Origin of the sequence: Pseudomonas sp. JUb52 (genome assembly GCF_004341115.1) — a bacterium.
In the GTDB taxonomy this organism is placed as follows: Bacteria; Pseudomonadota; Gammaproteobacteria; order Pseudomonadales; family Pseudomonadaceae; genus Chryseomonas; species Chryseomonas oryzihabitans.
Map to the genome: position 1 here is coordinate 137,299 of NZ_SLYS01000009.1, position 23,409 is coordinate 160,707.

Sequence of the window (23,409 nt, forward strand, 5' to 3'; positions counted from 1 at the left end):
ATCGCGGTCATGGCGGTTCGCCGCAGCGACCGCTCCTACGGTATCCATCGCCCTGTAGGAGCGGCCCATGGCCGCGATGGACACGACACCCCGATTACCGACGTAACACCAAAGGATTCCCATGAGTGCACCCCTCGACCTGAGCCTGGATGGCGTCGAACGCCGTTCGCTGGCCGACTTCACCGAGCAGGCGTACCTGAACTACTCCATGTACGTCATCATGGACCGCGCCCTGCCGCACATCGGCGACGGCCTCAAGCCGGTCCAGCGTCGCATCGTCTACGCCATGAGCGAACTGGGCCTGGACGCCGACGCCAAGCACAAGAAGTCCGCCCGTACCGTGGGCGACGTCCTCGGTAAATACCACCCCCACGGCGACTCGGCCTGCTACGAAGCCATGGTGCTCATGGCCCAGCCGTTCTCCTATCGCTATCCGCTGGTGGATGGCCAGGGCAACTGGGGCGCGCCGGACGATCCCAAGTCCTTTGCCGCCATGCGCTATACCGAGGCGCGGCTGTCGCGCTATTCCGAGGTGCTGCTCAGCGAACTGGGGCAGGGCACCGTGGACTGGGTACCCAACTTCGACGGCACCCTGAACGAGCCGGCGGTGCTGCCGGCGCGGTTGCCCAATCTGCTGCTCAACGGCACCACCGGCATCGCCGTGGGCATGGCCACCGACATCCCGCCGCACAACCTGCGCGAGGTGGCCGCCGCCTGCGTGCGTCTGCTGGACGATCCCATCGCCGGGATCCCCGAGCTGCTCGAACACGTGCCCGGTCCGGACTTCCCCACCGAGGCCGAGATCGTCACGCCGCGGGCCGACCTGCGCAAGATCTACGAGACCGGTCGCGGCTCGGTGCGCATGCGCGCCGTCTACCGCCGCGAGGACGGCGACGTGGTCATCACTGCGCTGCCGCACCAGGTCTCCGGCTCCAAGGTGCTGGAACAGATCGCCGCCCAGATGCAGGCCAAGAAGCTGCCCATGGTGGCCGACCTGCGCGACGAGTCGGACCACGAGAACCCGACCCGCATCGTCATCGTGCCGCGTTCCAATCGCATCGATGCCGACGAGCTGATGCAGCACCTGTTCGCCACCACCGATCTGGAGTCCAGCTACCGGGTCAACCTCAACGTCATCGGCCTGGACGGCAAGCCCCAGGTCAAGGACCTGCGGCAGATCCTCCAGGAGTGGCTGATCTATCGCATCGGCACCGTGCGCCGTCGCCTGCAGTTCCGCCTGGACAAGGTCAATCGGCGCCTGCACCTGCTGGATGGCCTGCTGGTCGCCTTCCTCAACCTGGACGAGGTGATCCACATCATCCGCACCGAGGAGCATCCCAAGCAGGCGCTGATGGCCCGCTTCGAGCTCTCCGAGGAACAGGCCGACTACATCCTGGAAACCCGGCTGCGCCAGCTGGCGCGGCTGGAAGAGATGAAGATCCGTGGCGAACAGGCTGAGCTGCTCAAGGAACAGAAGCGCCTGCAGACCCTGCTGGGCAGCGACAAGAAGCTGCGCAACCTGGTCCGCGACGAACTGATCAAGGACGCCGAGACCTATGGCGACGCGCGCCGCTCGCCCATCGTCGAGCGTGCCGAAGCCAAGGCCCTGTCCGAGACCGAGCTCATGCCCACCGAACCGGTGACCGTGGTGCTCTCCGAGAAGGGCTGGGTGCGCCAGGCCAAGGGCCACGACGTCGATCCGACCGGGCTGTCCTACAAGGCCGGCGACGGCTTCAAGGCGGCGGCCCTGGGTCGCTCCAACCAGTTCGCCGTGTTCATCGACTCCACCGGGCGCAGCTATTCGGTGGCCGCCCATTCGCTGCCGTCGGCGCGTGGCCAGGGCGAGCCCCTGACCGGACGCCTGACCCCGCCGCCGGGCGCCAGCTTCGAATGCCTGTTGCTGCCGGACGATAGCGGTCTCTATGTCATGGCCTCGGACGCCGGCTACGGCTTCGTGGTCAAGGGCGAGGACCTGCAGGCCAAGAACAAGGCTGGCAAGGCGCTGATCAGCCTGCCCAATGGCGCCAAGGTACTGCCGCCCAAGCCGGTGGCTTCCCTGGAGGACACCTCCCTAGCGGTGGTCACCAACGAGGGACGGCTGCTGGTGTTCGCCATCAGCGAACTGCCGCAGCTGGCCAAGGGCAAGGGCAACAAGCTGATTTCCATCCCTGGCGAACGGGTCGCCAAGCGCGAGGAATACGTGGTCGATCTGGCCGTGGTGCCGGCCGGCGCCTCCCTGACGCTGCAGGCCGGCAAGCGGCCCTATACCCTCAAGGGCAGCGACCTGGAGCACTACCGGGCCGAGCGCGGTCGGCGCGGCAACAAGTTGCCGCGGGGCTTCCAGCGGGTGGACTCGTTGCAGGTGGAAACTTGAGCCGCTCGCGGTCAGCCGCTAGCATAGCCCGGATTTTTTCGACCAGGACTCGCCGGGCCGTGGCGCCCGTCGAGAGAGAGCCTCGATGAAACGGATGTGTCTCGCCAGGCTGGCGCTCGTTGGCCTGCTGGCCGGCCTGGGTGGCTGTGCCAGCCTCGGCCCCAGCCACTACTATCAGCTCGATGGCGGCAATGCGCGCACGCCCGCGAGCAGCGAGCGTGGCCTTGCCGTGTGGATCGAAAGCCTGCAGCTGGCCGACTACCTGCAGCGCGATGTGCTGCTGGAACGCCAGCCGGACGGCAGTCTCAAGACCACCCGCGATCATTGGGCCGGGCCGCTCGACGCCAACGTGCGCCAGTTGCTGCAGCGGCAGCTCGCCGGTCGCCTCAACAGCGGCCGGGTGGTGGTAGGCGAACAACCCGCCGGCTTCGATCCGCAGTACCGGGTGGAACTGGTGGTGACCCGCCTCGATGCCGGTGATCAGGCGCCTGCCGCCCTCGACGCCAGCTGGCAGCTGCGCGACGGTCAGGGTCGTTTGCTGGACACCGAGGTGGTCCATCTGCAGGCCCGTCATGCGGGCGATCGCGCGGCCCAGGTGCGCGCCCAGAGCGAATTGCTGCAACAGCTGTCGGCGCGGCTGGCCACCGATCTTACCAAGGTCGCCCAGCGTGGCCGGCGTGACGGCGAAGTAGCGCGCAAGGAGCCGAAGAAACTCGTGGAAGAGGCCCAGGCCCGGCCGACGCTGCCGGCCGTGGTGCCCATCCGCACCGGCGCCGAGGTCTATCGCTTCTGATTCGCGAGGCTCCCGCGCGTCGCCGCACGGGAGCCTTCGGCGGCGCGCGATGCTCTATCCAGCAGGACCCTCAAGCCCCGGAGGTTTCATGACGCTGCCCCTGTTTCCGCTCAATACCACCCTGTTTCCCGGCTGCCGCCTCGACCTGCAGCTATTCGAAGCCCGCTATCTGGACATGCTCGGCCGCTGCCTCAAGCAGGGCAGCAGCTTTGGCGTGGTGACCATCCTCGAAGGCCGCGAAACCGGAGCCGCGCCGAATCGCCTGGGTGCCTACGGCTGCGAGGCGCTGATCCGCGACTGGCAGCAGCAGAGCAACGGCCTCTTGGGCATCCGCATCGAAGGCGGGCGGCGCTTTCGCCTGCTGAGCCAGGAAGAGCAGCCCGACCACCTGGTGGTGGGAGAGGTGGAGTGGCTTCCGGAGACCGAGCCCCAGCCCCTGCGCGATGCCGACGCCGATCTCATGGCGCTGCTGGTGGCCCTGGCCCAGCACCCCATGGTCGCCAGCCTGGACATGGGGGGCGAAGTCGCCGACCGCCAGGCCCTGGGTTGCCAGCTGGCCTACCTGCTGCCGTTCGAGGCGCATCTCAAGCTGGATTGGCTGGGGCTGAACGACCAGGGCCAGCGCCTGGCCGACATCGAGCGCCATCTGGTGGATCTGCAGGGTGATTTCCAGGCCTGAGAGCCTGTTCATAATCGGCTGCGCGTTGGCCAAACGGACGTTGCAAACACCCTGGAAGGCCAGCCCCGTTGGGGGGCTCGTTTACCCCATGTAAACCCGACCGCAGACCAGATCCGCTTCCTCAGGCGTTCTTGCGGGGCCGCCTAGGCCTTGTTTGGCTCTAGCTCGCAAGATGCTGGACAGGCTCCGGCCCAAACGCCGGGCAAAAGAAAGCCCGCCGGGCAGGGCGGGCTAAAAGTGCTTTGGGGGCACTGGATGAGACTCTGGCACTTTGCCATAAGTTCAGTCTTATGAGATCAAAGTGCCATTCTTGAGAGCTCAGCCTGCCAGCAGCTTGATGAACTCGCGATTGAAGGCCGGGATGTCGTCCGGTTTGCGGCTGCTCACCAGTTGGCCATCGACGATGACCTCTTGGTCCTGCCAGTTGGCGCCGGCATTCTTCAGGTCATCGGTCAGCGACGGCCAACTGGTCATGGTCTTGCCCTGTACCAGGCCGGCGGAGATCAGCAGCCAGGCGCCATGGCAGATGACGGCGACCGGCTTGCCGGCGTCGGCGATCTGCTTGGTCAGCCGCTGGGCCTGTTCGTCGATACGGATGGTGTCGGCATTGACCACGCCGCCGGGCAGTAGCACGGCGTCATAGTCACCGGCATTCGCCGCGGCGAAGGTGAGGTCTACCGGAAAGCTGTCGGCCGGCTCGGTGCCGTCCCAGCCGCGCACCTCGCCGCCCTCGGCGGAGATGATGTGGGTCTGGGCGCCTGCCTGCTCCAGCGCCTGCTTGGGGCCGGTGAGTTCGGCCTGCTCGAAGCCGTCGGTGACCAGGATGGCGATTTTCTTGCCGCTTAAGGATGTAGCCATGGTTGCGGATACCTCGATGGAAATTCGGTCGGGCTAGCCTTTTGCCAGCGCTCCTAAATCCGGCTCCATTTGCCCTCGCGAAGTTCCTTCGTCGCGCCCGATGGCATCGCCGAGCGGCGCGGAGTAAATTTGCGACATCCATCGCAGAGTAGTCCCCATGTCCCAAGCGTCCCCTCAGCTGACCGAGGAGCAGATCCGTCAGGCCCTGCAAGGCATCAGCATACCTCCGCAGCCGCAGATCATGGTGGATCTGCAACTCGAACAGCTCATGCCCAGCCCAGATCTCAAGGTCATCTCGCGCCTGATCGGCCAGGATCCGGGGCTCTCGGGTGCCCTGCTCAAGCTAGTTAACTCGCCGTATTTCGGCCTCAGCAATCGCATCACCTCGATCCAGCGGGCGGTCAATCTGCTGGGCAGCCAGTCGGTCATCAACCTGATCAACGCCCAGTCGATCAAGGGCGAGCTCACCGACGAGACCATCGTCATCCTCAACCGTTTCTGGGACACCGCCCAGGACGTGGCCGAGACCTGCCTGAGCCTGGCCAAGAAGACCGGCTATCCGACCCCGGACGAAGCCTACGCCCTGGGTCTGTTCCACAACTGCGGCATCCCGCTGATGCTCAAGCGCTTCCCCAGCTACATGGCGGTGCTGGAAGAGGCCTATGCCAGCGTCAACGAGCAGGTGCGGGTGGTGGACGTGGAGAATCGCATCTTCAGCACCAACCACGCGGTGGTGGGCTATTTCATCTCCCGCTCCTGGCGTCTGCCGGAGCACGTCGGCCAGGCCATCGCCAACCATCACAACGCCCAATCGGTCTTCGACGAGGAGTCGACCACCGACATCCAGATCAAGAATCTGCTGGCCCTGCTGAAGATGGCCGAACACATCTGCGGCTGCTATCGCGCCCTCGGTGGCCAGGACGAGGATCACGAGTGGCAGGCCATCGCACCGCGGGTGCTGGATCACGTCGGCCTGTCCGAGTACGACTTCGAGTCGCTTAAGGAGACCATCCTTGAAATGGGCAGCGGTCGGATCAATTACTAGATTTGGTTAAAAGGGCCTGCGCTCGACCATGCGGCGTTGAAAACCAGCTGGTTCGCCAGCCCGGTCGGAATGCTCATCTACCCTTTGTAAACTCGTGCGCGAGCCCGACCGCCCGCGGCCCGGTCCGCTTCCTCGCTGTTTTGATTCGCTGGCGCTCACCCTTCGGGCCAGCCTTCGGCTGTTACTCCCGTTGGTCGTTGCGCCTTGCCTGACCTTCGCTTGGCGCCTTCTAAGCCAAATCTCTGGAATAAGCCTCCTGGATCCTCATGCCCGAACTACCTGAAGTCGAAACCACTCGCCGGGGCATCGCGCCCCATGTCGTCGGTCAGCGTGTGCGCCGGGTCATCGTCCGCGATGGCCGGCTGCGCTGGCCGGTGCCCGACGACCTGGACGTGCGCCTTTCCGGGCAGCGCATCGAGGCCGTCGAGCGGCGGGCCAAGTACCTGCTGATCCGCGCTGAGAGCGGCACCCTGATCGGTCACCTGGGCATGTCCGGCAGCCTGCGCCTGGTGCCGGCCGACCAGCCGCCGGCCAAGCACGAGCACGTCGACATCGAGCTGGAATCCGGGCTGTCGCTGCGCTACACCGATCCCCGGCGGTTCGGTGCGCTGCTCTGGACCCAGGATCCCCATGCCCATGTGCTGCTCAGCAAGCTGGGCCCCGAGCCCCTGACCGAGGCCTTCGACGGCGGTCGGCTGTACGAGCTGTCGCGCGGACGCAGCATGGCGGTCAAGCCCTTCATCATGGACAACGCCGTGGTGGTGGGGGTGGGCAACATCTACGCCGCCGAGGCGCTATTCGCCGCCGGTATCGATCCCCGGCGCGCCGCCGGCAGCGTTTCCCGGGCGCGCTACGACCGCCTCGCCGAAGAGATCAAGAAGGTGCTGGCGCGCTCCATCGAGAGTGGCGGCACCACCCTGCGCGACTTCATCGGCGGGGATGGGGCGCCGGGCTATTTCAAGCAGGAATTGTTCGTCTACGGCCGCAAGGGCGAATTCTGCAAGGTCTGCGGGACGGGATTGCAGGAGATCCGCCTCGGCCAACGCGCCAGCGTCTATTGCCGCAAGTGCCAGCGATGAAGATCCTGACCGCGGTGGTCCTGCTGACGCTGCTGGGTGGGGAGGCGGGCTGGGCGGATGCCGACAACGGCCGCAACCTCTTCCTGCGCCGCTGCCACAACTGCCATTCGGTGGGGCCGGGCGCCCAGTCCGGCTTCGGCCCCCAGCTCAACGACCTCTTCGGTCGTCAGGCCGGGAGTCTGGCCGGCTACAACTACTCCGACGCCATGCGCAACGCCGGCTTCGCCTGGGATCGCGAGGCCCTGGCGGCCTTTCTGCGCGATCCCGAGCAGAAGGTGCCGGGTACCAAGATGAGATTCTGGGGCATCGGCGATGCCGAGGATCTGGGCGACATCGCCGACTACCTGCAGACCCAGCGCGGCATTCCTTAGAACCTGTTCACGATCTCGCGAGCTAGAGATAAACAAGGCGAAAACGGCTGAGGAAGCGGAGTTTACGAATGGTAAATGAGCATTCCGAAGCCGTTTTCAACGCCGTTTAGCCGACGCGCAGCAGATCGTGAACAGGTTCTTAGTGGTCGCCGCCGCCGGCCCCCGGCTTGGCCGCAAAGGGCGGCTTGGCCAGCCAGATGATCAGGAACAGCCCCATGAAGATCCAGCCGAGCAGGGTGAAGTAGTCCACCGTGGAGAGCATGTACGCCTGGCCTTCCACCACCTTGTCCAGCTGGGCATAGGCCTGCTGCGACGGCCCCCCAATGGCGTCCAGGTAGTGCTGGGTAGCCGGGCTGTAGGGGGTCACGTCCTCGGTCAGCTGGGCATGATGATGGATGGCACGACGTTGCCACAGCCAGGTGGTCAGGGAGGAGGCGAAGCTGCCGCCGAGGACCCGCAGGAAGGTCGCCAGGCCGCCGCCGTCAGCCAGTTCCGAGGGCTTGAGGCTGGACAGCAGGATGCTGGTGGTGGGCATGAAGAACAGCGCCACGCCCAGGCCCATGAAGGTCTGCACCTCGGCGATGTGACGATAGTCCACCTCGTTGTTGAAGGTGGCGCGCATGAAGCAGGAGGCGCCGATCACCAGGAAGGAACCGCCGGCCAGCAGCCGCAGGTCGGTCTTGTGCGCGAACTTGCCCACCATGGGCGAGAGGATCACCGGCAGGATGCCGATGGGCGCCGCGGCGAGGCCCGCCCACACCGGGGTGTAGCCGAGCTGGGTCTGCAGCCACTGGGGCAGCAGCAGGTTGATGCCGAAGAAACCCGAGTAGCCCAGCACCAGCGCCAGGGTGCCGAAGCTGAAGTTGCGATAGCGGAACAGCCGCAGATTGACGATGGGGTGCTTGTCGGTCAACTCCCAGATCACCAGGGCGGTCAGGGCCACGGCGGAAAAGGCCGCGCCCAGGCAGATCAGGTTGGATTCGAACCAGTCCAGGTCGTTGCCCTTGTCCAGCACCACCTGCAGCACGCCGACACCCAGCACCAGGAGGATCAGCCCGACGTAGTCGATGGGCTGGTGCACCAGTTTTTCCGGTTTCTTGCCCAGTTGGCTCCAGACCACCAGGGTGGCGAAGATGCCGATGGGGATATTGATGAAGAAGATCCACGGCCAGCTGTAGTTGTCGGTGATCCAGCCGCCGGCGATGGGACCGATGATGGGCGCCACCACCGTCACCATGGCCAATAGCGCCAGGGCCATGCCGCGCTTGGCCGCCGGAAAGATCGCCAGCAGCAGGGTCTGGGCCATCGGGTAGAGCGGGCCGGCGACGAAGCCCTGCATGGCGCGGAAGATCACCAGCTCCGGCATGGAGGTGGCGATGCCGCAGAGAAAGGAGGTGATGACGAAGAGCACCACGGCGGCCATGAACAGCTTGACCTCGCCGAAGCGGCGCGCCATCCAGCCGGTCAGCGGCAGGGCGATGGCGTTGCTCACGGCAAAGGCGGTGATGACCCAGGTGCCCTGTTCCGAACTCACCCCGAGGTTGCCGGAAATGGTGGTCAGGGCGACGTTGGCGATGGTGGTGTCGAGCACCTGCATGAAGGTGGCCAGGGACAGGCCCACCGTGGCGAGCACCAGGCTCGCCGGGCGAAAGGCGTTATCGCTCATGACGGATTACCAGAAGAGGTGGGCGGGGAGGCTCGCCAGGGAGCCTCCTTGGCTCTCAGCGCTTGGCGACGCCGGCGGCGCGGGCGGCCGGACCGTTGTTGTGGACGATCTGCTGGATCAGCTGATCGGCCTCGGCCAACTGATGGTCGTAGACGTCGGTGCTGTAGCGCGGCTGCTGCGGGGTGGTGGTAGGCAGGCGGGCGCCGTCCTGGTCGTGCAGGTCGACGTCGACCACGGTCGACAGGCCGATGCGCAGCGGGTGCTTGTCCAGGTTGTCGCCTTCCAGGCGGATCCGCACGGGCAGCCGCTGGACGATCTTGATCCAGTTGCCGGTGGCGTTCTGGGCCGGCAGCAGCGAGAAGGCGCTGCCGGTACCTACGCCGAGACTTTCCACCACGCCGCGATAGCGCACGTCGTCGCCATAGAGGTCGGAATGGATTTCCACCGGTTGGCCGATGCGCATCTCGGCGAGCTGGGTTTCCTTGAAGTTGGCGTCGATCCAGATCTGGTCCAGGGGCACCACGGCCATCAGCGCCGCGCCGGGCTGCACGCGGCTGCCGACCTGCACCGAGCGCTTGGCGACATAGCCGCTGACCGGCGCCACCAGGGTGCTGCGGGCGTGGTTCAGGTAGGCCTGGCGCAGCTGGGCGGCGGCGGCCTTGACGTCCGGGTGCGAAGCGATCTCGGTGTCGTCCACCAGCGCCTGGTTTGTGTCCAGTTGCTGCTGGGCGGAGGTCAGGGAGCTCTGCGCCGCCACCAGGGTGTCCCGGGCATGGGCCAGTTCTTCCTTGGAGATGGCGCCGCCCTTGGCCAGTTGCTGGCGGCGGGCGTAGTCGGCACGGGCGCGCTCGACCTCGACGCGCCGCGCGGCCACCTGGGCCTTGTAGCTGTCGACGTTGCTGAACAGGCCGCGCACCTGGCGCACGGTCTTGGCCAGGTTGGCCTCGGCGCTCTGCTGGGCCACGGCGGTGTCGCTGGGATCGAACTCCACCAGCGGCTGGCCCTGGCGGACGAAGTCGCCATCGTCCACGGCGATACGGGTCACGGTGCCGGTGACCTGGGGCGTGATCTGCACCAGGTTGCCGTTGACATAGGCGTCGTCGGTGCTGGCGTGGAAGCGGCCATAGAACAGGTGGTAGCAGTAGACGCCCACGCCGGCCAGGATCACCACCAGCAGCAGGAGCAGCAGGAAGAGTTTGCGTTTGCCGGAGCGCTGCGGCTTCTGCTCCTGGGCATTGTCGTTGGGGGTTGCGGCGGAATCGGCCATGGTCGGGCTCTCGGTATCAGTGTGTGGCCGCGGCGGCGGGTGCCGGCGGCAGATTGGACGGTTGGAAGCCGCCACCCAGGGCCTGCATCAGCAGCACGCCGCTGTCGATGCGATCGGCCCGGAGGCTGGCTAGCTGGCGCTCGGCCTGCAGCAGTTGCTGCTCGACGGTCAGGGCGTCGAGGTAGTTGCCGATACCGGCGCCATAGCGCTGCATGGCGATGTCGAAGGAGCTCTTGGCGATGTCGCGGGCCCGTTGCTGCTCGACGATCTGCTGGTCCAGCGAGCGCTGGCGGGTGATGGCGTCGGCGATGTCGCCCAGCGCCTGCACCAGGGTCTGGTTGTACTGGGCCACGGCCAGGTCGTAGTCGGCGTCCCGGCTGGCGAGATCAGAGCGGCGGCGACCGCCGTCGAAGATCGGCAGCGACAGCGCCGGGCCGACGTTGAAGAAGCGCGCCGGTCCGCCGAACAGGGCATCGCCGAGGATGGCCTTGCTGCCGGCCGCCACCGTCAGGTTGAGATTGGGATAGAAATTGGTCTTGCTGGCGGTGATGTTCTTGCTCGCGGCCTCCACGCGCCAGCGGGCGGCGATCAGGTCCGGGCGGCGCCCGGCCAGCTCGGCGGGCAGCTGGGCAGGCAGATTCACCGCGGCGGGAGCGATCAGTTTCGGCCGCGGAATCTCGGCGCCACGGTCGGGACCCTTGCCCAGCAGCACGGCGAGACGGATCTGCGCGCTGCGCACCTGCTGCTCGGCGGCGGTGTGGGAGGCTGCCGCGCTGGCTTCCAGACTCTGGGTCTGCTGCAGCTGGTAATCACTGTCGAGACCGGCGTCGACGCGGCGCTGGGCCAGGTCGAGCATGCCGCGGGTGCGCTCCAGATCCTGCTGGGCGACGTCCAGGCTGGTGTAGGCCAGACCGAGCTGGTTATAGGCGCGGCTGACGTTGGCCGCCAGGGTCAGGCGCGCGGCCTGGCGATCCACCTCGCCGGCGCGGGCACGACCCAGGGCGGCTTCCCAGGCGGCACGCTGGCCACCCCAGAGGTCGAAGCTGTAGCTGCCGCTCACATCGAACTGGCGCAGGGTACTGTAGCGGTCGCCCTGGCCGAGGGGATCGTCCGGTCGCGCCAGGCGTGAACGGGTCACACCGCCATTGGCGTCGATCTGCGGATAGCGATCGGCGTCGGCGGCGAGCACCGCGGCATCGGCCTGGCGACTGCGCGCATCGGCTTCCTGCAGCGAGGGGCTGTCACGCAGGGCCTCGCGGATCAGGCTGTCGAGTTGCGGATCGCCCAGCCGGGTCCACCAGTCGGCGCTCGGCCACTGGGCGGGGGAGAGGCGGTCGCTGGCAAAGGTGGCTTCGCCCTTGAGCGTCGCCGGGTCCACGGCGCGCCCCTGGGTGTGCAGCCCTTCGGACGACACGCAGCCGGCCAGCAGCAGGGCGGCGCAGAGGGCGGTCAATGGCAGGCGAAAGGTCATGGGTCAGAGGTCTCCAGAGTTCTCCGGCAGCAGGCCGGAGGGGCTGAGCAGGCGGCGCAGCAGGCGTTCGAGGTCATCCAGCTCCTGGCGGTCCAGGCAGTGGGTCAGGTCGTTGAGCGCGTCCACGCCGATCTGCATGAGTTCACTGCTCAGGGCCTGACCCTGTTCGGTCAGCTCCAGGCGCACCTGGCGGCGGTCGCTGAGGCTACGCACGCGGCGCAGCAGGCCCTTGGCCTCCAGGCGATCGAGCATGCGGGTCATGGCGCCGCTGTCGAGGGACAGGCAGCGGCTGAGTTCGGCCGGGGTGTCGGTCTGGTCGCGGGCGAGCAGCAGCAGCACCTTGAACTGGGCAGCGGTGATGTCGTAGGGCGCGAGGTGACTGTCCAGCACGCGATCCTTGTACTGGTTCGCCAGGTGGATCAGGTGGCCTACGGAATTGCGCAGCGGAAAGTTGCTACGGTCGAAATGTGACATTGCAGTATCTGCCCAGGCAATCAAGCGTATCCAGAATACTGCCTAGGCAGTGAAATATTCAGACACCTTTGCGCAGGGGAGAGTTGCGCATTTTGAAACAATTGGAAAAGTCTGCTGGCCGGCCCTTGTTCAGTGGCTACCTGGACGCCGATCATGGCGACAACTTCACGCCGAAACGAGCCATGACGCCTCTCTTCGATCTAGACCGATTGCGCCAGGCACTGGTGCCCTTGCGGCACGACCAGCCGCCGGATCTCGACCACCAGGGCTATCGTGCCCATTACCGCCTGGCGGACAGCCTCGCGCGGCCGGAGGTGACCGTGGCCCTGGGCGCGCTGGACGCCGGCGGCTACCGGCTCGCCGTGCAAGGCTGGTGGCCGCGCGCGCCGCGGGGCAGCCTGCTGATGCTGCACGGCTACTACGACCACATGGGTCTCTATGGCCACGTGGTGGACTGGGCCCTGTCACGGCAGTTGGCGGTGCTGGCCTGCGACCTGCCCGGGCATGGCCTGTCGAGCGGTGCCCGCGCCAGCATCAACGACTTCGCCGAATACCAGACCGCCTTGGCGGCCCTGATCGCCGAAGCGCGGCGCCTGGACCTGCCACGGCCCTGGCACCTGCTCGGCCAGAGCACCGGCGGCGCCATCCTGCTGGACTATCTGCTGCGCGGTGAGCCCGCCCCCGAACTGGGCGAGACGATCCTGCTGGCGCCCCTGGTCAGGCCCCACGCCTGGCGCCAGGGGCTGTGGACCTATCGGCTGGTGAAGCCCTTCGTGCGCGCCCTGCCACGGCGCTTCTCGGTGAATTCCGGGGATCCGGCCTTTCTCGAGTTCCTGCAGCAGGACGGCCTGCAGCCGCGCGAGCTACCCGCGCGATGGGTTGGCGCCCTGGCGCGCTGGATTCCGCAACTGGAGGGGGCACCGGCCAGCTCCCGCAGCCCGCTGGTGATCCAGGGCGAGCAGGATTTCACCGTCGACTGGCGGCACAACCTGGGGGTGCTGGAGGCCAAGTTCGCGCGGCCCGAGGTGTTGCGCCTGCCCGAGGCACGGCACCATCTGGTCAACGAGACCGAGGTCCTGCGCCAGCGCTATTTCCGCTGGCTGGACGAGCGTCTCGCCTGAGCCGTGCTACTGACCGCCGCCACCCAGGCCGGCGCGCAGCGCCGCCACGGCGGCGCGGTAGTAGGCACTGCCGTTGGCCGAACTGGCGAAGTCGGCGAACTGGCCGAGTTCGTTGTCGTTCAGGGTGCGATAGACATAGAGCAGGGTGTTTTCCAGGTCACCGGCATTCATCTGCTGGATGAATCTCTGGCGTTGCTGCTCGATCATGCCTCCGGACTGCTGCTGGCCCATCAGGCCCGGCAGCATCGAACTCAGGCTGTCGGCGGCGAGACCCGCCAGGGCCACGCTGACCTCGGCCCCGGCTTCGCGCACGGGCAGGGCGGTGGCCAGGCGCTTGGCCTGGGCGCGGCGGGCCGGGCTGGCCTGCATCTGGGGCACGCCATTGGCGTTCTTGGCCAGCTGGTCGCTGCGGGTGGCGGCGATTTCCGCGGCGACCACCTTGCGGCCCACCGGCGACTGGAAGAACTGCAGGGCGGGGCCGTCGGCCGGCAGGCTCTGGCGCAGCGCCGCCAGGGCGCGCTGGTCGATGGCTGCGGCGGTGTAGCGCTTGTTGCTGTTGTCCACCAGGCTCTGATAGAGCGCCGGCGGCAGGCTGTTCTGGTAGCGCTGCTGGGCGGCCTGCAGGGCGTCGCGGAAGTGTCCGCGCTGCTCGGGCCAACCTGCGGCCTGATAGAGGCTGACCGTATCGTCGGCCAGGACGGGCAGGCTGATGGCGAAAAGCAGGGAAGCGAACAGAACGCGCATGGACACCTCGGGCAGCGGCACTGAGCCGGAAAGTCCGCCATTGTCGGCAACCCCAGGCTGGCTGTCGAGGCGCTCATCCCGGGCATTCGTCGCCTGGTCAAGGCAGGCGCGCAGCCGTGGCCGACTTCTCTTACACTCGGCATCCCGCCGGCCTGGCCCGGTCCGCTACGGTTTTCCCGATGGCTCTGCATCCCGAGCATCCCCTGCTGCAACGTATCGTCGACGATCTCGCCGAGCACGGCTGGTCGCGGCAGAGCATCTTCCTGCCCCTGGATCTCACCGCCGAGCTGGCCGCCGAATGCCGGTTGCGCCATGCCCGCGGCGAGCTGGAGCGCGCCGGCATCGGCCGTGGCGAAAGTCCGCTGATCCGCGAAGGCGTCCGCGGCGATCACATCGCCTGGCTGGAGCCGGACGATGAGCATCCCGGCGTGCAGCGCTACCTGCAGCTCATGGACATCCTGCGCGAGGCCTTCAACCGCACCCTGTTCCTGGGACTGGAAGACTACGAGAGCCACTTCGCCCTCTATCCGCCAGGGGCCTTCTATGCCCGCCACCTGGATCGCTTCCGCGACGATGACCGGCGCATGGTCTCCCTGGTGCTCTATCTCAATGACGCCTGGTTGCCCGAGCAGGGCGGCGAGTTGCGCCTCTATCTGGACGAGCGGCGCCACCAGGACGTCCTGCCCCTGGGCGGCAGCCTGGTGTGCTTTCTGTCCGGCCAGTTGCCCCACGAGGTGCTGCCGGCCACCCGCGAACGGCTGTCGCTGACCGGCTGGTTCCGTCGCCGTGGCGAAAATCCGCTGCAGGCCTAGGCGGTAGACTGGCGACGGACCCGGAGGGTGTATGGAAAAGATACTGGTGAGTCGCTGCCTGCTGGGGCATCGGGTGCGCTATGACGGCGGCGCCCATGGCCCCTTCGATCTGCTGGGCGTCTGGCAGTCGGAAGGGCGCATCGTGCCCCTCTGTCCGGAGGTGGCCGGGGGCCTGCCCACGCCGCGTCCGCCGGCCGAGATCCCCGGTGGCCAGGGCGGGGCGGTGCTGGATGGTCGGTTGCCGGTCATGACCGATGGCGGCGAGGACGTGACGGCAGCCTTCGTTGCCGGTGCCGAGGCCGCCCTCGAACTGATCGCGCGGCATGGCATCCGCCTGGCGGTGCTCAAGGCGCGCAGTCCGTCCTGCGGCAATCTGGAAAACTACGATGGCAGCTTCAGCGGTACCCGGGTGGCGGGCGAGGGTGTCACGGCGGCGGCGCTGAAACGCGCCGGGGTCGCCGTCTTCAACGAGACCGAACTGGTCGCGGCGCAGCGCCTGCTCGCGGCGTTGGAAGGCAGCGCCTAGAGGGTCTCCGGCTGGCGCCCCAGCAGGCTCTGGAAATGCGCCTTCTGCACGAAGCAGCCCTTCGGAAAGCGCCAGCCGACCAGCTCGCCCGGCTGCTTTTCGAGGTTCTGGGCAAAGACGGTGGCGCCCATGGCTCGGGCCAGGACGGCATATTCGCGCAGCGGGACCTTAACGACAGGAACATCCGGGCTGATCATGGGCGCTCTGCTGGGTGGGTCGCCCACGATCGAAACGACGATCGCGGCAAACCCACAGGTGACTTGCCCAGGCTATCGGCACCCCTGCGCGGAACTTCAGCCCGCGGATGAAAAAGCCTGGTCTAGCCAGCGGCTTTTGGCGTCTCCGGCAGGAACCAGTTCATCAGCAGGGCGCACAGGCCGCCGGTGGCGACGCCGGATTCCAGCACCGCCCTCAGGCCGGCCGGCATATGGGCGAGAAATTCCGGCACCTGGGAGATGCCCAGGCCCAGGGCCAGGGACACGGCGATGATCAGCAGCGCGCGGCGGTCCAGCTCGACGCCGGCGAGGATGTTGATCCCCGAGGCGGCGACCGCGCCGAACATCACCATGGCCGCCCCGCCGAGCACCGGCTCGGGCACCGCCTGGATCACCCCGGCCACCGCCGGGAACAGCCCCAGCAGGACCAGGATGGCGGCGATCCACAGGCCGACATGGCGGCTGGCGATGCCGGTCAGCTGGATCACCCCGTTGTTCTGGGCGAACACCGAGCTGGGAAAGGTGTTGAACAGCCCGGCCAGCAGCGAGTTGGCGCCATTGACCAGCACCCCGCCCTTGATCCGCTGCATCCACAGCGGGCCTTCCACGGGCTCGCGAGAGACCTTGCTGGTGGCGGTGATATCACCGATGGCCTCCAGCGAGGTCACCAGGTAGATCACCAGCAGGGGCACGAACAGCGACCAGGAAAAGCCCAGGCCGAAGTGCAGGGGCACGGGAATCTGCACCCAGGCGGCCTCGTGCATGCCGGTGAAATTCAGCCGGCCGAGCCAGGCCGCCAGGGCGTAGCCCAGCAGCAGGGCGACGACGATGGCACTGCTGCGCAGGGCGCGCAGCGGGAGGCGGTTGAGCACCACGATGGTAGCCAGCACGGTGCCCGACAGCAGCAGGTTCTCGCCATTGGCGAAGGTGCCGTTGCCCAGCGCCGCGAAGCCGCCGCCCATGCTGATCAGGCCGACCTTGATCAAGGTCAGGCCGATCATCAGCACCACGATGCCGGTCACCAGCGGGGTGATCAGTCTTTTGACGAAGGGTAGCACCCGCGATACGCCCATCTCGACGAAGGAGCCGGCCATGACCACACCGAAGATGGCCGCCATCACGCCTTCCACCGGGGTGCCGTTCTTGACCATCAGGGCGCCACCGGCGATCAGCGGACCGACGAAGTTGAAGCTGGTGCCCTGGACGATCAGCAACCCGGCGCCAAAGGGCCCGAAGCGGCGACACTGGACGAAGGTGGCGATGCCCGAGATCACCAGCGACATGGAGACGATCAGATTGGTGTCGCGCGGCGAGACGCCCAGGGCCTGGCAGATCAGCAGGCCGGGGGTGACGATGGGCACGATGATCGCCAGCAGGTGCTGGATGGCGGCGAGCAGGGCGATCAGCGGGCGCGGTCGGTCCTGGGGACCATAGAGCAGTTCGGAGCGGGAGGGCTGGGACATGGCGGGGTCGTCGCGGAAAAAGCGCCGATCTTACCGGATGCCCGCCCCGGGGCGCAGGGTCTTCGGCCGGGAGACAGCCGTCGGCCTGGCGGCCGGCGGCTGTGCCTGAGGTCTTAGAGGATGAAGCGGGCCACGTCGCGATTGAGGTCGGCGGCGTGATGCTGCAGGGAGCGCGACTGGCGCTCCGAGTCCTCGGCGCCGCTGGCCAGGGTGTCGCCGAGGCCCTTGATGGTGATGACGTTGCGGGTGATCTCCTCGGTGACCGAGGTCTGCTCCTCGGCCGCCGTGGCGATCTGCAGGGACATCTCGGAGATGACGCCGGCACTCTGGGCGATCTCTTCCAGCGCACTGGAGGCGCGTTCCACGTCGGCCACGCTGCGCTCGGCGATAGCCATGCTGCTGTCCATGCGCTGCACCGCCTGGCGGGTCATCTGCTGCAGGGTGCCGATGGTCTCGTTGATCTCTCGGGTCGACGCCTGGGTCCGCTGCGACAGCGTCCGCACCTCGTCGGCGACCACCGCGAAGCCGCGGCCATGCTCGCCGGCGCGGGCCGCTTCGATGGCCGCGTTGAGCGCCAGCAGGTTGGTCTGCTCGGCGATGCTCTGGATGCTGTCCAGCACCTTGGCGATGGCCTGGGAGTGGTGATCCAGCTCGCCGATCACCCGGGTGGCGTCATCCACTTCCCGGGCCAGGCTGTTGATGGATTCCTTGCTGGTCTGCACCAGGGTCAGGCCCTGGGCGGTGCTGTCGGAGGACTGGCGGATGGCCTCGGCGGTCTGCTCGGCATTGCGGGCGATCTCCTGGGTAGCGGAGGACATCTCGGTCACGGCCGTGGCCACCAGGGTGATTTCCTGCTGCAGGCGACCCAGCTCCTGGGTAGCCGCGGCGCTGCGCTGCAGGACCTTCTGCGATTCGACGTCCACGCTCTGGGCATGCTGACGCACGCCACCGATCAGGCCGTGCAGGCTGGCCACGAACTGGTTGAAATGGCCGGCCAGCCCGCCGACCTCATCGGTACTCTGCACGGCGATGCGACGAGTCAGGTCACCCTGGCCGTCGGCGATCACCTGCAGACCGGTCGACACCACGCCCAGCGGCCGGAGCAGATAGCTGCACAGCAGGTTGATCAGCAGCAGCGAACCGCCCAGCACCACGGCCAGGATGGCGAGACTGATCCAGAGTTGCCGCTGCAAGGGCGCCAGGAGCACGCCGCTGTCGACGATCATCACCAGGGTCTCGCCATCGCGATTCATGGGCGCGGCATAGAGCCGCTGGCCGGCGCTGGTTTCGACATAGCGCTCGCCGGGTGCCTGGGCCAGGCGCTGGAGGGTGTCCGCGGTCAGTTGCGGATAGAGCTCGGTGATCGGCTTGGCCAGCAGGGCGGCGTCTTCGTGGCCCAGGACGATGTTCTGGCCGTTGACCAGCACGGCGCTGCCGGCGCCTGGCAGTTGCACGCGCTTGAGCTGGTCGAGGATATCGCTGATGCTGACGTCCGCGCCGAGGATCGCGGTGGTCTTGCCCGCCGACTGCAATGCCCAGCCCAGTGACAGCACATTCTGCTTGGTCGCTGCCGCCACGGTGGGAATGGAAAAGAACACCTTGCCGGGATTCTGTTGCGCCTGCTGGTACCACAGCCACTTGCGCGGATCGTTGTTGTCCGGCGGCAGCTGGACGCCATTGGCATTGACCTGGCTGCCATCGCCCCGGGCATAGAAGACATTGTCGAAGGCGCCGGAATTCTTGACCTGATTAAGCCCGGCCGGGAGTTGGACATCCTGGGTGTCTGCCGCCAGGGCACGCAGCGCGGCCGCCTTGCCATCGAGCCACTGACGAACCCCGCCGTTGAAGACGAAGCTGACCGTCTTCAGCTGCTCGACCGTGGAGGCTTCCAGCGCCGTGCGGGTATTGAAGAAGTTGATGGTGGTAAGACCCACGCCCACGACCAGGACGGCCGCGGTGGCAGACAACGAGAGTTTCTGTTTCAACGACAAGGCAGGCACGGCGGGTTGACTCCGATAAATAATTGTTCCGGGTTATCGGAGCAAACAGGAGGTAACTTGAGCGGCCAGTCAGGTTTTCCGGATGGGGTCAGATTAACGGAGAGCGAACAGGCCCCGGCTCTCCGGGTCAGCCGTGGCCTGGGAGAGCCGGGGCCTGGCCTGCGCCTAGGCGGCGACCGTCTGGGCGCCGGTCATCAGCGCCACGGCGTCGGCCATGGAGTGCTGGCGTGGATCGATCACCGTCAGGCGGCGACCCAGGCGATGGATGTGGATACGATCGGCGATCTCGAACACGTGGGGCATGTTGTGGGAGATCAGCACGATGGCGATGCCGCGAGCGCGCACATCGAGGATCAGCTCCAGCACCTTGCGCGACTCCTTCACCCCCAGCGCCGCCGTGGGTTCGTCGAGGATAATCACCTTGGAGCCGAAGGCCGCCGCCCGGGCCACGGCCACACCCTGGCGCTGACCGCCGGACAGGGTCTCCACCGCCTGGTTGATGTTCTGGATGGTCATCAGTCCCAGTTCGGAAAGCTTTTCCCGAGCGATGCGCTCCATCTCCTTGCGGTCCAGGGTGCGGCAGAGGGTGCCCAGCAGTCCCGGCTTGCGCAATTCGCGACCGAGGAAGAGGTTGTCGGCGATGGACAGCGCCGGCGACAGCGCCAGGTTCTGGTAGACCGTCTCGATGCCGGCGCGGCGCGCGGCGATGGGCGAGGCGAATTGCACCGGCTGGCCCTCGAAGCGGATCTCGCCTTCATCGGGCCGCAGGGCACCGGAGATGGCCTTGATCAGCGAGGACTTGCCGGCGCCGTTGTCGCCGATCACGGCGAGGATCTCGCCGGGCAGGAGGTCGAAGTCGGCGTGGTCGAGGGCCGTGACGCGGCCATAGCGCTTCACCAGGCCACGGGCCATGAGCAGGGGTTCGGTAGTCATCAGCTGGCCGCCTTTCTGATCCATTGGTCGATAGCCACGGCCGCGATGATGAGCGTGCCGATCAGCAGATAGGTCCATTGCACATCGGTGCCCAGCAGCCGCAGGCCGAGCGCGAAGACGCCGACGATCAGGGCACCGAACAGCATGCCGAGGATCGAGCCACGGCCGCCGAACAGCGAGATGCCGCCGATCACCACCGCGGTGATGGATTCGATGTTGGCGAACTGGCCGGCGGTGGGCGAGACCGAGCCGATGCGGCCGATCAGCACCCAGCCGGCGAAGGCGCAGATGAGTCCGGACAATCCGTACACGGTGATCAGCATGCGCCGGACGTTGACCCCGGCCAGCGCCGCGGCCTCGGGATCGTCGCCCACCGCATAGAGATGGCGCCCCCAGGCGGTGTGGTTGAGCACGTACCAGAGCAGGGCGACCAGCGCCACCAGGGCGATCACGCCATAGGTGAAGACCGCGCCACCCAGGCGGAAATTGTCGCCGAACACCTGCAGCAACGGCGCGGCCGCACCGATTTCCTGGGCGCGGATGGTCTCGTTGCGCGAATACAGGAAGTTGGCCGCGAGCACGATCTGCCACATGCCCAGGGTGACGATGAAGGGCGGCAGCTTGATGCGGGCGATCAGCCAGCCGTTGGCCATGCCGCACAGGGTGCCCACCGCCAGGCCGCAGAGAATCGACAGTTCCACCGGCAGGCCGTAGCGGAAGGTGAACTGGCCCATGACCACCGAGGACAGCACCATGATGGCGCCCACCGAGAGGTCGATGCCGGCGGTGACCACGACCAGGGTCTGGGCCGCGCCGACGATGCCGGTGATGGCGACCTGCTGCAGGATCAGGGTGAGGGCGAAGGCGGAAAAGAACTTGCCGCCCAGGAGGGCGCCAAAGATGCCCAGCGACAGCAGCAGCACCAGCAGCGAGACCGCCGAGGGGCGCGAATGCAGGAAGTGACGGAATTTGACCAGCGGGCTGCGCTCGTCGCGGGCGAAGGAGGCGACCTCCGTGGCGCTGTGCTTGAGCACCTGTTCGAAGGGCTGGCCGGACGGAGAGGGTGAGGTCGGATCGCTCATGGCAATCTCCTGAAAGCGGGAAAGCGGCCGAGAGTCGACCGCCCGCGCCGGCGCGGCGGGCGCTCAGGCGGGGACGGTCGATCTCTTCTAGCGTAGACGAGAGGCCATCAGCCCCAGCATTTCTGCAGCGCGGTCTTGCTGTCGATGGACTGGATGCCGGGTACGGGTTTGTCCGTCACCAGCTTCACACCGGTGTCGACAAAGCTCTTGCCCTCGGTCGGGGTCGGCTTCTTGCCGGTGTCGGCGAAGGTCTTGATCGCCTCGATGCCCAGGGCCGCCATCTGCAGCGGGTATTGCTGGGAGGTGGTGCCGATGACGCCGTCGGCGACGTTATGCACGCCCGGGCAACCGCCGTCGATGGACACGATCAATACGTCCTTCTCGCGACCCACGGCCTTGAGCGCCTCGTAGGCACCGGCGGCGGCCGGCTCGTTGATGGTGTGCACCACGTTGATGGTCGGATCCTTCTGCAGCAGATTCTCCATCGCTGCGCGGCCGCCTTCTTCGTTGCCGTTGGTCACGTCGTGGCCGACGATGCGCGGATCGGTCTCGTCGCCGATGCGGCTCTGATCCTTGGGGTCGATGCCGAAGCCGAGCATGAAGCCCTGGTCGCGCAAGACGTCCACCGACGGCTGGGAAGCGTTCAGGTCGAGAAAGGCCACCCGCGCATCCTTGGCCTTGTCGCCCAGGGTTTCCCGCGCCCATTGGCCGATCAGCTTGCCGGCCAGCAGGTTGTCGGTGGCGAAGGTCATGTCGGCGGCGCTCACCGGATCCAGCGGGGTGTCCAGGGCGATCACCAGCAGGCCGGCCTCACGCGCCTTCTGCAGATTGGGCACGATGCCCTTGGTATCCGACGCGGTGATGAGGATGCCCTTGGCGCCATCGGCGATGCAGGTCTCGATGGCGGCCACCTGGCTTTCGCTGTCGCCGTCGATCTTGCCGGCGTAGGCCTTGAGCGTCACCCCCAGCTCCTTGGCCTTGGCGGTGGCGCCTTCCTTCATTTTCACGAAGAAGGGATTGGTATCGGTCTTGGTGATGAGGCAGGCGGAAACGGGGGCTGCCTGGGCGGTGCCACTGGCCAGGGCGGCGGCCAACAGGCAACCGGCGAAGGACGCGAGGGAGACGGTTCTTTTCATTGTTGTGCGCTCGGGTTCAGAGACAGGAACGCGACCGGCAGAACGCCGGTCGCGGTGGAGCTGTTACCACCACTGCTCGATCTGGAAGCCGACGTTGGAGCCGTGCAGGTCGTTGCCGAAGGTACCGGTGCTCGACAGCGCAGAGCCGGCGTCGAATTCGTCGGCCGCCTGCTGGGCTGCCCGGTTCCAGGCCGCATAGGTGTAGAACAGGCGGAATTCGGGACGCGACTTGAATTCCGGACCCTTGGGCGACCAGGTCGGTGCCAGGGTCAGCTTGGTCAGCTTGCGGGTGCCACCCGGGGCCTGCACCTGATCATGACCCAGCTCGGTGGAGAACTTGAACTGGTCGGTGATGCCGTAGACCAGGCGGCCACCCAGCGAGGTCCAGCGCAGATCGTTGCCATTGGGACGCTCGTCCTTCTGGTAGACCGCGGCGATCTGGCCACCCCAGTAACGGCTGATTTGCCAATCGAAGAAGTCGACGACGCGATAGGAGACGTCGGCGCTGCTCAGGGTGGGGTCGCCAGTGCTGCCCAGGGCGGTGCCCGGACCCTGGCCCCGCTGCACGGCAAAGGTGTTCACGCCACCCCAGCCCATGAAGTTGGCCTGCTTGTGCTGCAGCGTCAACGCGACACCACTGTTGGCGTTGGGCTGGTTGCTGGGCTTGTCCAGATAGCTGACGCCGATCTCCAGCGAGCCATTGGGGTTGGTGTTGAAACCGGCGACGTTGAAGTCGATACGGTTCTGGAAGTCCTTCTGGTTCTGGTTGTCCTTGCGCGAGAAGGCCAGGCTGTACTTGAGACCGCCGATGTTGACGTCCTCGATACCGCCGCCGGTGGCGCTCTGGTTCCAGTAGAAGAAGTCGGAGATGTGGATGTCGTTACGCTTGTAGTAACGGCGACCGGCCCAGAGGTTACCGCCGTTCAGCGCGGCGATGTTGTTCCAATAGGCGTAGGCCTGGACCGCGCGGATCTCGCCGTTGTCGCCATTGAAGGTCGGGGTGCGATCATACTTGTTGAAGAAGCTGCCCATGCCATAGACGCCGATTGCCGAGCCGTCGTCGAGATTGAAGACGTTCTGCTTCAGCGCCAGTTCGCCGTACTGCTCGCACTCGTTGCCCAGACGGTACTTGGACTGCGCGCCCTGCAGCTTGAAGCAGCGCATGGAGTCGGAACCGGAGGAATCACCGAGACCGGTACGGAAGTAACCGGTGGTTTCCAGGGCGTTAGCCGCAGGAATCAGCAGAAGAGTGCTCATCAAGGACGCGACCGAAACCCTGGCCAAGGGCATAGCCTTTTTC

22 protein-coding genes and 1 pseudogene are annotated in these 23,409 nt (G+C 66.7%); 9 read left to right on the forward strand and 14 right to left on the reverse strand.

Going from position 1 to position 23,409, the window contains the following annotated elements; genetic code table 11:
- Positions 1 to 121 precede the first annotated feature (121 nt).
- From parC to EC839_RS16210, 3 genes are all read left to right on the forward strand, one after another.
- Positions 122 to 2,374, forward strand: a complete 2,253-nt coding sequence (gene parC / locus EC839_RS16200) for a DNA topoisomerase IV subunit A (RefSeq protein ID WP_044342441.1) — start codon at positions 122 to 124, stop codon at positions 2,372 to 2,374.
- Positions 2,375 to 2,459: 85 nt separating this feature from the next.
- Positions 2,460 to 3,167 (forward strand): membrane integrity-associated transporter subunit PqiC, encoded by a 708-nt coding sequence (locus EC839_RS16205; RefSeq protein WP_132832831.1) that lies wholly within the window; start codon positions 2,460 to 2,462, stop codon positions 3,165 to 3,167.
- Positions 3,168 to 3,255: 88 nt separating this feature from the next.
- A complete protein-coding gene (locus EC839_RS16210; protein WP_132832832.1) occupies positions 3,256 to 3,846 on the forward strand; it encodes an LON peptidase substrate-binding domain-containing protein in 591 nt (196 codons plus the stop codon).
- A 318-nt stretch (positions 3,847 to 4,164) separates the two neighbouring features.
- Here the strand turns inward: EC839_RS16210 and EC839_RS16215 are convergent, their stop codons facing one another.
- Complete coding sequence (locus tag EC839_RS16215; RefSeq protein WP_132832833.1) at positions 4,165 to 4,704, reverse strand: type 1 glutamine amidotransferase domain-containing protein; 540 nt, start codon at positions 4,702 to 4,704, stop codon at positions 4,165 to 4,167.
- 220 nt (positions 4,705 to 4,924) lie between these two features.
- Here EC839_RS16215 and EC839_RS16220 point away from each other — a divergent pair, with 220 nt between their 5' ends.
- The 3 genes from EC839_RS16220 to EC839_RS16235 all read left to right on the forward strand — a co-directional run bounded on the left by EC839_RS16220 (position 4,925) and on the right by EC839_RS16235 (position 7,199).
- Positions 4,925 to 5,749: an HDOD domain-containing protein gene (locus EC839_RS16220; RefSeq protein ID WP_165904679.1), complete on the forward strand. Its 825-nt coding sequence runs from the start codon at positions 4,925 to 4,927 to the stop codon at positions 5,747 to 5,749.
- Positions 5,750 to 6,015: 266 nt separating this feature from the next.
- Positions 6,016 to 6,828, forward strand: coding sequence for a bifunctional DNA-formamidopyrimidine glycosylase/DNA-(apurinic or apyrimidinic site) lyase (gene mutM, locus EC839_RS16230; protein ID WP_132832836.1), 813 nt, complete (start codon positions 6,016 to 6,018; stop codon positions 6,826 to 6,828).
- On the forward strand, positions 6,825 to 7,199 hold the full coding sequence (locus tag EC839_RS16235; RefSeq protein ID WP_132832837.1) for a cytochrome c family protein: 375 nt from the start codon (positions 6,825 to 6,827) through the stop codon (positions 7,197 to 7,199). The genes mutM and EC839_RS16235 overlap by 4 nt, the downstream gene beginning before the upstream one ends.
- A gap of 139 nt (positions 7,200 to 7,338) precedes the next feature.
- On the opposite strand, the gene EC839_RS16240 is transcribed toward EC839_RS16235, so the two are convergent.
- Genes EC839_RS16240 through EC839_RS16255 form a run of 4 tightly spaced genes read right to left on the reverse strand, consistent with a single transcriptional unit; the run spans position 7,339 to position 12,077 of the window.
- Positions 7,339 to 8,865 (reverse strand): DHA2 family efflux MFS transporter permease subunit, encoded by a 1,527-nt coding sequence (locus EC839_RS16240; RefSeq protein ID WP_132832838.1) that lies wholly within the window; start codon positions 8,863 to 8,865, stop codon positions 7,339 to 7,341.
- 55 nt (positions 8,866 to 8,920) lie between these two features.
- Positions 8,921 to 10,132: an efflux RND transporter periplasmic adaptor subunit gene (locus EC839_RS16245; protein ID WP_007162089.1), complete on the reverse strand. Its 1,212-nt coding sequence runs from the start codon at positions 10,130 to 10,132 to the stop codon at positions 8,921 to 8,923.
- Between the two features lie 16 nt (positions 10,133 to 10,148).
- A complete protein-coding gene (locus tag EC839_RS16250) occupies positions 10,149 to 11,603 on the reverse strand; it encodes an efflux transporter outer membrane subunit (RefSeq protein ID WP_132832839.1) in 1,455 nt (484 codons plus the stop codon).
- 3 nt (positions 11,604 to 11,606) lie between these two features.
- Complete coding sequence (locus EC839_RS16255; RefSeq protein ID WP_132832840.1) at positions 11,607 to 12,077, reverse strand: MarR family transcriptional regulator; 471 nt, start codon at positions 12,075 to 12,077, stop codon at positions 11,607 to 11,609.
- Between the two features lie 182 nt (positions 12,078 to 12,259).
- On the opposite strand from EC839_RS16255, the gene EC839_RS16260 reads away from it, so the two are divergent.
- Complete coding sequence (locus tag EC839_RS16260; protein WP_132832841.1) at positions 12,260 to 13,198, forward strand: alpha/beta hydrolase; 939 nt, start codon at positions 12,260 to 12,262, stop codon at positions 13,196 to 13,198.
- Positions 13,199 to 13,204: 6 nt separating this feature from the next.
- Here the strand turns inward: EC839_RS16260 and EC839_RS16265 are convergent, their stop codons facing one another.
- Positions 13,205 to 13,942, reverse strand: a complete 738-nt coding sequence (locus EC839_RS16265; protein ID WP_132832842.1) for a DUF2059 domain-containing protein — start codon at positions 13,940 to 13,942, stop codon at positions 13,205 to 13,207.
- A gap of 179 nt (positions 13,943 to 14,121) precedes the next feature.
- Here EC839_RS16265 and EC839_RS16270 point away from each other — a divergent pair, with 179 nt between their 5' ends.
- Positions 14,122 to 14,754, forward strand: coding sequence for a 2OG-Fe(II) oxygenase (locus EC839_RS16270; RefSeq protein WP_132832843.1), 633 nt, complete (start codon positions 14,122 to 14,124; stop codon positions 14,752 to 14,754).
- A gap of 31 nt (positions 14,755 to 14,785) precedes the next feature.
- Positions 14,786 to 15,280, forward strand: a complete 495-nt coding sequence (locus EC839_RS16275) for a DUF523 domain-containing protein (protein WP_132832844.1) — start codon at positions 14,786 to 14,788, stop codon at positions 15,278 to 15,280.
- Here the strand turns inward: EC839_RS16275 and EC839_RS16280 are convergent.
- The 8 genes and pseudogenes from EC839_RS16280 to EC839_RS16310 all read right to left on the reverse strand — a co-directional run bounded on the left by EC839_RS16280 (position 15,277) and on the right by EC839_RS16310 (position 23,366).
- The gene (locus EC839_RS16280) at positions 15,277 to 15,477 is read right to left on the reverse strand and encodes a hypothetical protein (RefSeq protein ID WP_007162082.1); all 201 of its coding nucleotides are present in this window, start codon (positions 15,475 to 15,477) and stop codon (positions 15,277 to 15,279) included. The genes EC839_RS16275 and EC839_RS16280 overlap by 4 nt on opposite strands.
- Before the next feature lie 122 nt (positions 15,478 to 15,599).
- Positions 15,600 to 16,958 carry a nucleobase:cation symporter-2 family protein gene (locus tag EC839_RS16285; protein WP_132832845.1) on the reverse strand — a complete coding sequence of 453 codons (1,359 nt, stop codon included), beginning with the start codon at positions 16,956 to 16,958 and terminating at the stop codon, positions 15,600 to 15,602.
- A 113-nt stretch (positions 16,959 to 17,071) separates the two neighbouring features.
- Complete coding sequence (locus EC839_RS25040) at positions 17,072 to 17,776, reverse strand: methyl-accepting chemotaxis protein (protein ID WP_372237665.1); 705 nt, start codon at positions 17,774 to 17,776, stop codon at positions 17,072 to 17,074.
- Between the two features lie 153 nt (positions 17,777 to 17,929).
- Positions 17,930 to 18,958 (reverse strand): annotated as a pseudogene (locus EC839_RS25045) (cache domain-containing protein); the annotation flags it as partial.
- 165 nt (positions 18,959 to 19,123) lie between these two features.
- Positions 19,124 to 19,891 carry an ATP-binding cassette domain-containing protein gene (locus EC839_RS16295; protein ID WP_042137188.1) on the reverse strand — a complete coding sequence of 256 codons (768 nt, stop codon included), beginning with the start codon at positions 19,889 to 19,891 and terminating at the stop codon, positions 19,124 to 19,126.
- A complete protein-coding gene (locus EC839_RS16300; protein ID WP_132832847.1) occupies positions 19,891 to 20,973 on the reverse strand; it encodes an ABC transporter permease in 1,083 nt (360 codons plus the stop codon). The genes EC839_RS16295 and EC839_RS16300 overlap by 1 nt, the downstream gene beginning before the upstream one ends.
- 107 nt (positions 20,974 to 21,080) lie before the next feature.
- Positions 21,081 to 22,109 (reverse strand): sugar ABC transporter substrate-binding protein, encoded by a 1,029-nt coding sequence (locus tag EC839_RS16305; RefSeq protein WP_132832848.1) that lies wholly within the window; start codon positions 22,107 to 22,109, stop codon positions 21,081 to 21,083.
- 63 nt (positions 22,110 to 22,172) lie between these two features.
- Positions 22,173 to 23,366: a carbohydrate porin gene (locus EC839_RS16310; protein WP_256681078.1), complete on the reverse strand. Its 1,194-nt coding sequence runs from the start codon at positions 23,364 to 23,366 to the stop codon at positions 22,173 to 22,175.
- Positions 23,367 to 23,409 lie beyond the last annotated feature (43 nt).

Coding starts and splice junctions, on each gene's coding strand:
- EC839_RS16265 (WP_132832842.1), bottom strand. CDS start 13,942: ATGCGCGTTCTGTTCGCTTCCCTGCTTTTCGCCATCAGCCTGCCCGTC.
- EC839_RS16280 (WP_007162082.1), bottom strand. CDS start 15,477: ATGATCAGCCCGGATGTTCCTGTCGTTAAGGTCCCGCTGCGCGAATAT.
- parC (WP_044342441.1), top strand. CDS start 122: ATGAGTGCACCCCTCGACCTGAGCCTGGATGGCGTCGAACGCCGTTCG.
- EC839_RS16310 (WP_256681078.1), bottom strand. CDS start 23,366: ATGAGCACTCTTCTGCTGATTCCTGCGGCTAACGCCCTGGAAACCACC.
- EC839_RS16235 (WP_132832837.1), top strand. CDS start 6,825: ATGAAGATCCTGACCGCGGTGGTCCTGCTGACGCTGCTGGGTGGGGAG.
- EC839_RS25040 (WP_372237665.1), bottom strand. CDS start 17,776: ATGTCCTCCGCTACCCAGGAGATCGCCCGCAATGCCGAGCAGACCGCC.
- EC839_RS16260 (WP_132832841.1), top strand. CDS start 12,260: ATGACGCCTCTCTTCGATCTAGACCGATTGCGCCAGGCACTGGTGCCC.
- EC839_RS16205 (WP_132832831.1), top strand. CDS start 2,460: ATGAAACGGATGTGTCTCGCCAGGCTGGCGCTCGTTGGCCTGCTGGCC.
- EC839_RS16295 (WP_042137188.1), bottom strand. CDS start 19,891: ATGACTACCGAACCCCTGCTCATGGCCCGTGGCCTGGTGAAGCGCTAT.
- EC839_RS16300 (WP_132832847.1), bottom strand. CDS start 20,973: ATGAGCGATCCGACCTCACCCTCTCCGTCCGGCCAGCCCTTCGAACAG.
- EC839_RS16250 (WP_132832839.1), bottom strand. CDS start 11,603: ATGACCTTTCGCCTGCCATTGACCGCCCTCTGCGCCGCCCTGCTGCTG.
- EC839_RS16210 (WP_132832832.1), top strand. CDS start 3,256: ATGACGCTGCCCCTGTTTCCGCTCAATACCACCCTGTTTCCCGGCTGC.
- EC839_RS16305 (WP_132832848.1), bottom strand. CDS start 22,109: ATGAAAAGAACCGTCTCCCTCGCGTCCTTCGCCGGTTGCCTGTTGGCC.
- EC839_RS16285 (WP_132832845.1), bottom strand. CDS start 16,958: ATGTCCCAGCCCTCCCGCTCCGAACTGCTCTATGGTCCCCAGGACCGA.
- EC839_RS16215 (WP_132832833.1), bottom strand. CDS start 4,704: ATGGCTACATCCTTAAGCGGCAAGAAAATCGCCATCCTGGTCACCGAC.
- EC839_RS16240 (WP_132832838.1), bottom strand. CDS start 8,865: ATGAGCGATAACGCCTTTCGCCCGGCGAGCCTGGTGCTCGCCACGGTG.
- EC839_RS16275 (WP_132832844.1), top strand. CDS start 14,786: ATGGAAAAGATACTGGTGAGTCGCTGCCTGCTGGGGCATCGGGTGCGC.
- EC839_RS16245 (WP_007162089.1), bottom strand. CDS start 10,132: ATGGCCGATTCCGCCGCAACCCCCAACGACAATGCCCAGGAGCAGAAG.
- mutM (WP_132832836.1), top strand. CDS start 6,016: ATGCCCGAACTACCTGAAGTCGAAACCACTCGCCGGGGCATCGCGCCC.
- EC839_RS16270 (WP_132832843.1), top strand. CDS start 14,122: ATGGCTCTGCATCCCGAGCATCCCCTGCTGCAACGTATCGTCGACGAT.
- EC839_RS16255 (WP_132832840.1), bottom strand. CDS start 12,077: ATGTCACATTTCGACCGTAGCAACTTTCCGCTGCGCAATTCCGTAGGC.